Below are 11,611 nucleotides of genomic sequence, written 5' to 3' on the forward strand. Positions count from 1 at the left end.
TATCCCTCCATCATAAAAGGCTCTTTATTTGAATAAAGCATTGGAAATCCCTCTTCATTCAAATAAAGAGAGTCTTTTTATTAGATCCGAAGATTAGCAGATTAGATATCGAGGCGATCCAGCATTTCTTCCAGCGCCTCCCCCACGCCCGTGCGCCACAGATAGGTGACGCGCGCATCCGCGCGCCCGGGACCACCATTCATAACCGCCACGGGTTTATCCGCGCGCAGGGCATCAAGCACAATCTTGTAGCTGCTCATAACCGCGACCGAGGAACCCACCACCAGCACACCCGAAGAATCCGCGAGCATCTGCTGCTGGCGAGCCTTCCGGTCGGCGGGCACGGATTCACCAAAATAGACGACATCCGGTTTGAGTTTCGTCGAGCCGCAGACCGTGCACCCCACCATCTGGAAGCTGCGAATATAGTCGTTGTCGAGCTCAACATCACCGTCAGGGTTGACCTGCAATTCGGTACTTTCGAGGCGTTCCAGATACCCCGGATTTGCTGCATCCAGGCGGATATCCAGGCTCTCACGCGACTCGCGCGTTCCGCAGTCCAGGCACAGAATTGAGGATAAATCGCCGTGCAGCGCCAGCACGTTCTTGCTTCCGGCACTCACGTGCAGACCATCAACATTTTGGGTAATCAGGCCGTTCACCGCACCCGCATGCTCAAGTTCGGCGAGCGCATAGTGGGCTCGATTCGGGGATGCGCGGCGCATGCGCCTCCACCCAACGTAAGACCGAGCCCAGTAGCGTTGTCGGGCGGCATCGTCGTAACGGAATTCTTGGTAGGTCATGGGCCGGTGGTCTAGGAGCGATCCGGAGGGTCCGCGGTAGTCGGGAATACCGGATTCGGTGCTGACCCCGGCACCGGTGAGCGCCAGAACGCCACCGGTACGGAGCATTTTTTCGATGCCCTCGGCAGCGTATAGAGGGTTGTGCGGGGTAACGGTTTCGGTGACGACTCGTTCAATGGAGCGAATGGCGGCGCGATGCGCGGAGGCGATGAGTGTGCTTTTCTCGCCCGCGTCTGCAAAGTTCTGCGTATCGGTCCATTTCTCCATGTGTCTAGTGTATGTCGGGGACGTTTCTCTCCCCAGTTAGGGACGGGCAACCTACTTCCCTGTTCGGGTTCTCTTGATCACAAACTCCTATATACAAGACTAGTATTACTGATAGTATTATTAGCAACAGCAATAGTGAAAGGAAGCATCATGGCAACCCCAACTATCGACGCTATGATCCTGGGGGCTCTGCATGAGCACCCGATGAGCGCCTACGAAATGAACAAAATGATGGACCAGCGCGGAGTGCGCAGTTGGGCGCGCATCAGCTCACCCTCCGTATACCGCAACCTAGTGCAACTCTACAAGCAAGGGTACGTGGAGAGCACCACCGTCAAAGACAGTGCTATGCCTGAGCGCACGGTCTACTCCATTACTCTCGAAGGCAAGGAACGTCTTCATGAGCTTCTCTACGATATTGCCTCCAGCCCTGCGCGCGTAGACTTCAACTTTGTCTCCGTCATCGCGAATATCCGCATGGTGGACGAGAAGATGGGGCACGAGCTGTTGCAGTCTATCGCCGATACCTACAGCGAGTGGGCAGATCGGCTGGAACAGGCTGCCGCATCCATCGACGACCAGATAGAGGCGAAGGCAACCCTAGAGCTATGCTCCGACACCTACCGACTTATTGCGGACTGGGCACGCAAATTCGAGAAGGATTTCTATCAGAATCGTAAGAAGTAAGGGCTGATTCCGCACTCTTGAGTCGGCGATAACGGCTACCTCGCTGGCCTTGCATTTCCGGGGAGTGGTTATGTGCAAAGGTAATAGTGCGTTCTCGTTCAGCAGCGACGCATCAATTGGAGAGGAATTAGAGCCAGTAATATACCCTACTGTATGCCTCTATGGCGCTTTATGGCATACCGCTTCGATCTTATGCCCGTTAGGGTCGATAAGAAAGGCGGCATAGTAGTTCGGGTGATAGTCAGCATGCACACTTGGCGCGATATGATCCTGCCCTCCCGCTGCCAAGCCTGCTTCGTAGAATGCATCTACCGCCGCCCGCGATGGCGCAGTAAAAGCGAAATGCAGCGGTGAGGAGGGCTCACCTTTCCCAAGCCAAAACATTCCCGTGTGCTGCGTGCGGTCTGGGTTGCTAAAACCCATGCCATATGGCTCTTCATCTATCGTCTTAGCATAGCCCAGCGGCGCCAGCACTGCCTCATAAAATGCTTTATTTGCTTCAATATCTTTGACGTTGATGCCGAAATGGTCGATCACTGGTAGCCTCCTTATGGCTTTAATAACGGTTCGCTTGCCGTCGTTTCAGTAGTAACATACTCAGGACGCTATTCCGAGCGTACGAGGAAATAAATAGCGTTCTAGCTCTGGAGAGACTATTTCCATGAAGAAAGTTGCAGCGGGAGCGTAAACTACGCTCCCGCTGCACCTTAGCATTCTATTTTGCGCCGTGATGATTTAGTCGTCACGCTTGGAGGTCACTGACAGACCGTCCATTGCAACATCCGGGTTCACATCCACCTCTACGGTGTCACCATCGTGAATAGCACCCGAGAGGATACCCTTCGCCAGACGGTCGCCGATCTCGCGCTGTACCAGGCGACGCAGTGGACGGGCACCGAAGGCCGGATCGTACCCTGCCAAGCCCAGCCACTCCAGGGCGGCGGGGGTAACATCCAGGGTCAGGCGGCGGTCGGTCAGACGCTTGCCCATGCCCTGAATCTGCAGGTTCACAATCTGTCCCAGATGCTCGGAAGAGAGCGGCTCAAACATAATGATGTCGTCCAGACGGTTCAGGAACTCGGGACGGAACGCCTGGTGAACCACCTGCATCGCCTTCTCGGTGCGCTCCTCAAACGGCATCTCCTGATCGACCAGGTACTGCGAACCCAGGTTCGAGGTCAGAATCAGAATCACGTTACGGAAGTCCACGGTGCGGCCCTGACCGTCGGTCAGACGACCATCATCAAGCACCTGCAGCAGAATATCGAAGACCTCGGGATGAGCCTTCTCAACCTCATCCAGCAGCACCACGGAGTATGGGCGACGGCGCACGGCCTCGGTCAGCTGACCGCCCTCTTCGTGACCCACGTATCCGGGAGGCGCACCCACCAGGCGGGAAACGCTGTGCTTCTCGCCGTACTCACTCATGTCGATGCGCACTAGGGCGTGCTCGTCGTCAAACTGGAACTCCGCCAGAGCCTTCGCAAGCTCGGTCTTACCCACGCCAGTCGGTCCCAGGAACAGGAAGGAACCAATCGGGCGGTTCGGGTCGGAAATTCCGGCGCGGGCGCGGCGAACCGCATCCGCTACGGCAACCACGGCGGCTTCCTGACCGATCAAGCGTTCACCGATACGTTTCTCCATCTCCAGCAACTTCTCGGATTCGCCCTGAAGCATGCGCCCGGCGGGAATACCCGTCCAGGAAGAGATAACCTCAGCAATGTCGTCAGCCGTGACCTCTTCAGAGACCATAGCCTCGCCATGAGCCTCAGTTTCGGCGCGCTGAGCTTCTTCCAGTTCCTTCTCCTTGGCGGGAATTTCGCCGTAGAGCAGGCGGGATGCATCCGCCAGGTTACCCTCGCGCTGTGCCACCTCGGCACGCGAACGTAATTCGTCGATTTCGCTCTTCAAATCGCCCACGCGGTTCAGACCGGCCTTTTCGGCTTCCCAGCGGGCGTTGAGCGCATCCAGCTGTTCTTTCTTATCAGCCATGTCTTTGCGCAGCGCCGCCAGGCGTTCCTTCGACGCCGGGTCGGTCTCGTTCTTGAGGGCCAGCTCTTCCATGGTCAGACGGTCTACGGCGCGGCGCAGCTGGTCGATTTCCTCGGGGGCCGAGTCGATTTCCATGCGCAGGCGCGATGCGGCCTCATCCACCAGGTCAATCGCCTTATCGGGCAGCTGACGTGAGGGAATGTACCTATTTGAAAGTGCTGCGGCGGCAACCAGGGCGGCATCCGAGATTTGCACCTTGTGGTGCGCCTCGTAGCGTTCCTTGAGTCCGCGCAGAATACCGATAGTGTCATCAACACTAGGCTCACCCACGTACACCTGCTGGAAACGACGTTCCAGGGCGGGGTCTTTCTCAATGTTCTCGCGGAACTCGTCAAGCGTAGTGGCACCAATCATGCGCAGCTCGCCGCGCGCCAGCATGGGCTTGAGCATATTGCCCGCATCCATAGAACCTTCGGATGCGCCCGCACCAACCACGGTGTGCATCTCGTCGATAAAGGTGACGATCTGGCCTTCGGATTTCTTGATTTCTTCGAGCACGGCCTTGAGGCGTTCCTCGAATTCGCCTCGGTATTTAGCGCCCGCAACCATGGATCCAAGGTCAAGGCTGATCAGGGTTTTACCGCGCAGGGATTCGGGGACGTCGCCGGAGACCATGCGCTGAGCCAGCCCTTCGACCACGGCGGTTTTACCGACGCCGGGTTCACCAATAAGCACGGGGTTGTTCTTGGTACGCCGGGAAAGCACCTGCACCACGCGGCGAATTTCGGAGTCTCGGCCAATCACGGGGTCGAGCTTGCCTTCGCGGGCGAGCGCGGTCAGGTCGGTTCCGTACTTTTCAAGGGCCTGGAAGGTGCCTTCGGGGTCCGGGGTATCCACGGTGCGGTCTCCTCGTACTTGGGGAATGGTCTCTTCGATAACTTTGGCAGTTGCGCCCAGGTTTTCAAGCGCGCGAGCGGTATCGCTATCGCCGCTTGCGATGCCCAGCAGCAGCATTTCGGTAGAGATATAGGTGTCACCGAATTTCTGAGCGTGGGTCTGCGCACTCTGAATAGCGGCGAGGGCGCTGCGGCTGAAGTTTGCGTTCTGTACGGATGCGCCAGATGCCTTCGGCAGCTTCTTAATCTCTGCGGATGCGGCTTCCGAAATGGCGTCGATATCGAGCCCTGCGGCCTTGAGAACCGCTACGGCAACGCCTTCTCGCTGATCCATCAGTGCTTTGAGGATGTGCGCAGGTTCGATGCTGGGGTTACCCGCTGTCTGCGCGTTCATATTAGCGGCGGAGAGCACTTCTTGGCTCTTGGTTGTGAATTTTGCGTCCATAAATCTTATCCTTTCGCGTCTTGTGCGGGGCGCATCCTGCGCCTTCTTTTTACAGCTAACTTGAGTCTACTACACTCAAGGTTTGGATGCAAGGGGTTAATGCGGGTTTTTGGAACCAAAATTCAGTGCTAAAAAGGCTCTTTATGCGAATAAAGCGGTGAAAAATACGCTTTATTCGCATAAAGAGCCTTTTTAGGGCGCGGGATGAGAGGGCCAGACTAGGCCTCAGTCCAAGAAGTCATACGGGCTTTGCTGTCGCGCCTGTTCCTCCAAAACCTCGTCAGTAACACCCTGCTGCATGCGCGCCGAGCGCCTATTGGCATTGAAAGCGATCACAGCGGCGGTAATAGCCATGGCAAAGGTCAAAATTCCGAAAGTATTCCCAAATCCTGCACCGTAGCCCACGTAATCGGCACCCGCGAGCGCACCAATTCCTGACACCGGTACCCCGGCACGGTAGTCGGGAATGAACATCCCAAAGAGAAATGCGAGCACCCAGCAGACCCACACGGAAAATACGAATCCCCAGGATGCACCAACCCGCGCGTACTCGCCGCTGGCGACGCGACGATGCGCATCACGAAACATCCACCATGCACCCAGACACAGAATTACGGCGAGTGCTGGGCCAAATGAGATAGCAAAAATGGGCACGAGATCACCAGCGGCACCAAAGAGAGCACGGCCTACGGTAATCCAGGCGGCAGAGACAAACGCCATGGGGTAGGCCAGATAAAGCGTCATAATCCGGATCGGATGCATACGCTGCGGCGGGCGTATTGGTGCCTGCCCTTCGTGATGTTCGGATACGTTATTCACATAGCCCATAGTACTAGCTGTGGCACATGTGCAGGATGATGGGCACCTGAACACCCGACCTGTAGGCTTAAACTATGACGAATAATTCTTCTTTTCCCGCCGCAATTCTTTTCGACCATGACGGCACGCTTGTGGATACCGAGCCGGTGTGGGCTGCCGCGAAGGTTGCTCTTGCGGCCGAGTTCGGCGGCACCTGGACCGAGCAGGATACCCTGGATTGTCTGGGGCTTTCCATGAAATTTACGCTTGACCGCCTGCGCGAACGCGGGGTTGATCTGCCGGATGAACAGATTAATGAGCGCCTGGTTGCCAAGGTTCGTGAGGCGCTGGCGCATCAGCAGGTGGAGTTTCTGCCCGGTATTGAGCGTTTCCTGACCCAAGTGCGTGATGCCCAGATTCCAGCGGCAATTGTTACGAATGCGACTACGTCGATCGCTCAGCGTACAGCCGATGCCGCCCCGGAAGGAACGTTCTCGGTCATTATCGGCAACGATGAGACGACGCATCCAAAGCCGGATCCGCAGCCATACCTTTTGGCTGCGCAGCGTTTGGGGGTTGAGCCTAGCCGGTGTGTGGCACTTGAGGATTCGCCATCCGGGGTGCGCAGCGCGACAGCGGCGGGCATGAAAGTAATTGTAGTGCCGGGCGAGCTTGAGGTTCCCGCCGAGCTGGGGCATGCCCGCATGTTACATACCGAGTTAACGTTGGATGCGGTGCGCGCCTTAGGCGAATAGCCGCCCGATTTTCGTATTCCTCACTGTATTCACGATGATGGTTCACTGATTGCACAGGGTTGTGGCGGGGTGTGCTAAGCCTTATCTGGGCTATTTTTTAGCGTTGTCAGAACCGCATCCAAAGCCACCCTTATTATGAATTACTAAAAATAAACTTGACTCCGGGGCGTAAAAATGATTTACTAAGGATAACGCTTTTGTGAGGAGATAGCGGGTGAGAATCCCCCGCCGTCTACCCCCTTGAAGCAGCATCTACGCACTAAGAAGGAGTCTCACATGACATTCGCACAATACACCGCACCCGGACTTACTCTTGACGAAGGCAAAGAAATTTCCGAGGTTCTGCAGGCTCGCCTGCACGACCTCAACGAACTGCATCTTTCCCTAAAGCACGCACACTGGAACGTAACCGGCCCCGACTTCATCGCCGTGCACGAAATGATTGACCCGCAGGTCGACACCGTTCGCAACTTCGTGGACGACATCGCAGAACGTATGGCAACCTTGGGTGCAACCCCCAATGGTCTCGCTGGTGCGCTGGTCGCAGCACGCAACCACGAGGATTACCCCGTAGGCCGCGCTCGCGTGACCGAGCACCTGCACGCCCTCAACGATGTCTACACCCGCGTGATCGAAGACCAGCGCAAGGCTATCGAGTTCGCCGGCAAGGTTGACCCCATTACCGAGGATCTGCTGATCGGCCAGACCGCTGAGCTTGAGAAGTTCCAGTGGTTCGTTCGCGCATTCCTAGAGAATAGCGCAGGCGAAATCAAGTAATCCGCACACAGGATTTTAGAACGAAAGGTGCCGTCTCCCCTACGCGGGAGGCGGCACCTTTATTGTCCTAACTATCCCCTGTATTGATTTTCCTCAGGTTTTCTTAACAGCCGTTTCTCACGCTACCTGTAAATTCTTTTTCGCATGAAGAAACGTACCAATGAGGGTACTGGGAAAGATATTTTTCGACGCAGCGAACATAAAAGCACCGGCACCTTTTCCTAGATTTTCGAGGACGAACCCCCTATGCTGGTGAGTTGCACACCAATCTACCCGGGATATCTATGACATCGGCCGAACCGCATAAAACTCAGAGCGAGCATCTTCTCACCGCACAGACTGAGGGGGTTCGCACCGCATCCGAAGATTCTTCCCCGGCGACCGGGCACATACCGGCACGGCACCATCCCGTCACCCAGCCGAGTGAAGCACAAATCCGGCGGTGGCGGCGTTATCTCGCCGATGAAGAGTCGGAGGCACGCATCTACCGCTATCTGGCCCAGCGTGCCGAGGGCGAAGAGCGTGAGATTCTGATGCAGGTTGCCGAGGCTGAGAAACGCCATCAACAACACTGGCGCGATATGCTCGGTGAACACGTTGGCAAACCCGTCCGCCCGTCGCTCTCATCCGCATTTTTGCAGTTCATGGCGAAGCATTTCGGGTCGGTCTTTATTCTGGCAATGGCGCAAATGGCCGAATCCCGCTCCCCCTACGCCGAGGATCCGGATGCCACCGAAGAAATGGCAGCTGACGAGGCTATTCACGAAGAAATTATCCGTGCCCTAGCCACTAACGGGCGTGAAAAGCTCTCGGGTAACTTCCGCGCGGCGGTGTTCGGCGCGAACGATGGGCTGGTCTCGAACCTGGCGCTGACGATCGGTATTACGGCCTCGGGCGCATCCAGCTCTATGGTGCTGCTTTCGGGGATTGCCGGGCTGCTCTCGGGTGCGCTTTCCATGGCGGCGGGCGAGTTCGTTTCGGTGCGTTCCCAACGCGAACTTTTGGATGCATCCCAGCCGACCCAGGTAACCCTGCGCGTGGCGAGTGACCTTGATATTGATGCGAACGAGCTTGAGCTCATCTACCGGGCGCGCGGTATGGATGAGGAGGCGGCGCATCACCGCGCGCTGGAACGTTTCGGGTACCTCGACTGCGATTGCGACCCGTCACTGTCGCATCGTGCTAATGAGGAAGGTGAGGAAGAGAATGTAGCACTGGGTACGGATATTGGTGCGGCGGCGGCTTCGTTTAGCTTCTTCGCATCCGGGGCGCTCGTGCCGATTCTGCCCTATATTTTCGGGCTTTCCGGCCTCTGGGCGATGCTGCTTTCGCTCCTGTTCGTCACCATGGCGCTGGGTTTCACCGGCGGTATTGTGGGCCTGCTCTCGGGTTCTTCCCCGATGCGCCGCGGGCTGCGCCAAATCCTTATCGGGCTAGGCGCGGCGGGCATCACCTACCTGCTGGGCCTAGCCTTCGGCACTACGCTGGGGTAGGTCTATTCCGTTCCATACTTTCTCTACGCCAGCGGCGTTGCCCCTTTGCGATACACGAAATGCCACGCATATGACGTGGCATCCTGAACTGGCGCATCCAAGCAGTCTTTCAGCTTTAGCTACTTGCATATCAGGTCATCGGCTATACAGCATTGCGCAAAGAGTAATCATAATGGAGAGACTGGTTCTTTGTTTTACACTCCCTCGCAAGCCCAATAGAAAAACTCCTGCCGTTGGCACTCTCCCGATAGTGGAGGGCCGTTGACAGGAGCGAATTAGTACTTTGATTATATATGAATCCCCGGCGGCGCGAGCGTAATGGCTCGCACCGCCGGGGGTCTTATTAGCTGCCCGAACCGGGCAAAATGCTACTTGTTGGCGAAGATTTCGCGCATCAGATTAGCGGCCTCGGAAGGGGTCTTGCCGACCTTCACGCCAGCAGCCTCCAGGGCCTCTTTCTTCGCCTGGGCGGTCCCCGAAGAACCTGAGACGATCGCACCCGCGTGGCCCATGGTCTTGCCCTCGGGAGCGGTGAAACCAGCAACGTAACCGACCACAGGCTTGGTGACGTTTGCCTTGATGTACTCGGCGGCGCGCTCCTCTGCGTCGCCACCAATCTCACCAATCATCACAATGCCCTCGGTCTCCGGGTCAGCCTCGAAAGCCTCCAGAGCATCAATATGGGTGGTGCCGATAATCGGGTCGCCGCCAATACCGATAGCGGTGGTGAACCCAATGTCGGCAAGCTCGAACATCATCTGGTAGGTGAGGGTACCCGACTTAGAGACAAGACCGATCTTGCCCTTTCCGGTGATATTCGCCGGGGTAATGCCAACCAGGCACTCCTCAGGGGTGATAATACCGGGGCAGTTCGGCCCGATAATACGGGTAATCTGCTTGCCGTTCTCGTCCACCGAAGCCTTCGCGGCAGCCCAGAACTCGGCGGTATCCTGCACCGGAACGCCCTCAGTAATGACGACGACCAGACCGATCTTAGCCTCAATAGCCTCAAGCACGGCGGCTTTGGTGAAGGCGGGCGGCACGAAAACAATCGAAACGTCCGCACCGGTTTCTGAGATAGCCTCGGCAACAGTACCGAAGACCTTCAGCTCAACATCGGAGCCGTCCTTTGCCTTGTGGGTAACGGTGGTGCCAGCCTTGCGGGCGTTCACGCCGCCCACAATGTTTGTGCCGGCTGCGAGCATACGAGCGGTGTGCTTGGTGCCTTCGCCGCCGGTGATGCCCTGAACGATGACCTTAGAGTCTTTGTTCACAAAGATAGACATAGTTTTTCCTATAAATCCTTCGGTGGCGATTACGCCTTGTTAGCGAGCTCTGCTGCCTTGTCGGCGCCTGAATCCATGGTGGTTGCCTGCACCACGAGCGGGTGGTTTGCCTCAGAGAGGATGCGGCGGCCTTCCTCCACGTTGTTGCCGTCCAGGCGCACCACAAGCGGCTTAGCTGCGGAATCGCCCAGAATCTCAAGCGCCTTCACAATGCCCTCAGCCACGGCATCGCACGAGGTGATACCGCCGAAGACGTTCACGAAAACGCTCTTAACCTGCTCATCGCCCAGAATAATCTCAAGGCCCGCAGCCATAACCTCAGCGGATGCGCCGCCACCGATATCGAGGAAGTTGGCGGGCTTCACGTTGCCGTGCTTTTCGCCAGCGTATGCTACCACATCCAGGGTAGACATCACCAGACCGGCACCGTTGCCGACAACGCCAACTTCACCGTCGAGCTTCACATAGTTCAGGTCGTGCTGCTTAGCCTTAGCTTCCAGCGGGTTCTCGGCGGATTTATCGACAAGCGCCAAGTGATCCGGCTGGCGGAATTCCGCGTTATCGTCGAGAGAGACCTTGCCGTCAAGAGCCAGAATATCGCCTTCGGGGGTCTGCACGAGGGGGTTAACCTCAACAAGGGTTGCGTCTTCCTTCTTGAAGACATCGCCCAGCTTCACGAGAACCTCAACCACCTTAGGCTGCAGTTCAGCAGAGAACCCGGCGGCCTCAACGATCTCCTGTGCCTTAGCGGAGTCGATGCCCACCAGCGGGTCCACCTCAACCTTAGCGAGAGCCTCGGGGCGTTCAGCGGCGAGCTGCTCAATTTCCATGCCGCCCTCTACCGAGCACATGGCAAGGTACGAACGGTTTGCACGGTCAAGCAGAATCGAGAAATAGTATTCTTCAGCAATATCAGCACCCTGTGCGACCAGCACGCGGTGAACGGTATGACCCTTGATATCCATACCAAGAATCTGCTGAGCGTACTCGTATGCCTCGTCAGGGTTTTTAGCGAGCTTCACACCGCCGGCCTTACCGCGGCCACCGGTCTTAACCTGAGCCTTAATGACGGTCAGGCCGCCGATTTCCTCAGCTGCTGCCTTTGCTTCTTCGGGAGTGGTCGCAACAATACCCTTGAGCACGGGTACACCGTGCTTTGCGAAGAGATCGCGCGCCTGGTATTCGAAAAGGTCCACAGGTGTCCTTCTTCGTCGAAGTGATGCCGCCGCATGGGGTGCGACGGCCTGGTCTCATGAGGTTCATACGATGCGCCTTGGCACCCGTGCGGGCGCGCGAAAACGCTTTCGAAATCCTCTCGTCTCTACTTTATCGGAAATATAGGTTAGTGTGCACTTATGGGTGCACATCAACCCGGTTTTTGTGGGTGGCATCACGTGTTCAGATGCGCCCTA

The 11,611-nt window shown here is 56.9% G+C and carries 10 protein-coding genes; 4 read left to right on the forward strand and 6 right to left on the reverse strand.

Annotated features, from left to right (window positions below; translation table 11 throughout):
* Window positions 1-101 precede the first annotated feature (101 nt).
* Complete coding sequence (locus tag HMPREF2981_RS01400) at window positions 102-1,070, reverse strand: Sir2 family NAD-dependent protein deacetylase (RefSeq protein WP_070660156.1); 969 nt, start codon at window positions 1,068-1,070, stop codon at window positions 102-104.
* Between the two features lie 150 nt (window positions 1,071-1,220).
* Here HMPREF2981_RS01400 and HMPREF2981_RS01405 point away from each other — a divergent pair, with 150 nt between their 5' ends.
* Window positions 1,221-1,757 (forward strand): PadR family transcriptional regulator, encoded by a 537-nt coding sequence (locus HMPREF2981_RS01405; RefSeq protein WP_004005541.1) that lies wholly within the window; start codon window positions 1,221-1,223, stop codon window positions 1,755-1,757.
* Between the two features lie 159 nt (window positions 1,758-1,916).
* Here HMPREF2981_RS01405 and HMPREF2981_RS01410 read toward each other — a convergent pair whose 3' ends face one another.
* The 3 genes from HMPREF2981_RS01410 to HMPREF2981_RS01420 all read right to left on the reverse strand — a co-directional run bounded on the left by HMPREF2981_RS01410 (window position 1,917) and on the right by HMPREF2981_RS01420 (window position 5,909).
* Window positions 1,917-2,294 carry a VOC family protein gene (locus HMPREF2981_RS01410; protein ID WP_070660159.1) on the reverse strand — a complete coding sequence of 126 codons (378 nt, stop codon included), beginning with the start codon at window positions 2,292-2,294 and terminating at the stop codon, window positions 1,917-1,919.
* 198 nt (window positions 2,295-2,492) lie between these two features.
* Complete coding sequence (clpB, locus tag HMPREF2981_RS01415; protein ID WP_070660162.1) at window positions 2,493-5,090, reverse strand: ATP-dependent chaperone ClpB; 2,598 nt, start codon at window positions 5,088-5,090, stop codon at window positions 2,493-2,495.
* A 225-nt stretch (window positions 5,091-5,315) separates the two neighbouring features.
* Window positions 5,316-5,909, reverse strand: a complete 594-nt coding sequence (locus HMPREF2981_RS01420) for a hypothetical protein (protein WP_239668086.1) — start codon at window positions 5,907-5,909, stop codon at window positions 5,316-5,318.
* 74 nt (window positions 5,910-5,983) lie between these two features.
* On the opposite strand from HMPREF2981_RS01420, the gene HMPREF2981_RS01425 reads away from it, so the two are divergent.
* The 3 genes from HMPREF2981_RS01425 to HMPREF2981_RS01435 all read left to right on the forward strand — a co-directional run bounded on the left by HMPREF2981_RS01425 (window position 5,984) and on the right by HMPREF2981_RS01435 (window position 8,913).
* Window positions 5,984-6,643 carry an HAD family hydrolase gene (locus HMPREF2981_RS01425; protein WP_048777949.1) on the forward strand — a complete coding sequence of 220 codons (660 nt, stop codon included), beginning with the start codon at window positions 5,984-5,986 and terminating at the stop codon, window positions 6,641-6,643.
* 276 nt (window positions 6,644-6,919) lie between these two features.
* Window positions 6,920-7,420 (forward strand): Dps family protein, encoded by a 501-nt coding sequence (locus HMPREF2981_RS01430; RefSeq protein ID WP_070522005.1) that lies wholly within the window; start codon window positions 6,920-6,922, stop codon window positions 7,418-7,420.
* Between the two features lie 284 nt (window positions 7,421-7,704).
* Window positions 7,705-8,913 (forward strand): VIT1/CCC1 transporter family protein, encoded by a 1,209-nt coding sequence (locus tag HMPREF2981_RS01435; protein WP_070660165.1) that lies wholly within the window; start codon window positions 7,705-7,707, stop codon window positions 8,911-8,913.
* Window positions 8,914-9,281: 368 nt separating this feature from the next.
* On the opposite strand, the gene sucD is transcribed toward HMPREF2981_RS01435, so the two are convergent.
* Both sucD and sucC read right to left on the reverse strand, forming a co-directional pair.
* Window positions 9,282-10,199, reverse strand: a complete 918-nt coding sequence (gene sucD / locus HMPREF2981_RS01440; RefSeq protein WP_006887608.1) for a succinate--CoA ligase subunit alpha — start codon at window positions 10,197-10,199, stop codon at window positions 9,282-9,284.
* Between the two features lie 29 nt (window positions 10,200-10,228).
* Window positions 10,229-11,395 (reverse strand): ADP-forming succinate--CoA ligase subunit beta, encoded by a 1,167-nt coding sequence (gene sucC / locus HMPREF2981_RS01445; protein ID WP_070660168.1) that lies wholly within the window; start codon window positions 11,393-11,395, stop codon window positions 10,229-10,231.
* Between the last annotated feature and the right edge of the window lie 216 nt (window positions 11,396-11,611).

This window comes from Rothia sp. HMSC069C01 (assembly GCF_001814655.1).
Lineage (GTDB): Bacteria > Actinomycetota > Actinomycetes > Actinomycetales > Micrococcaceae > Rothia > Rothia dentocariosa.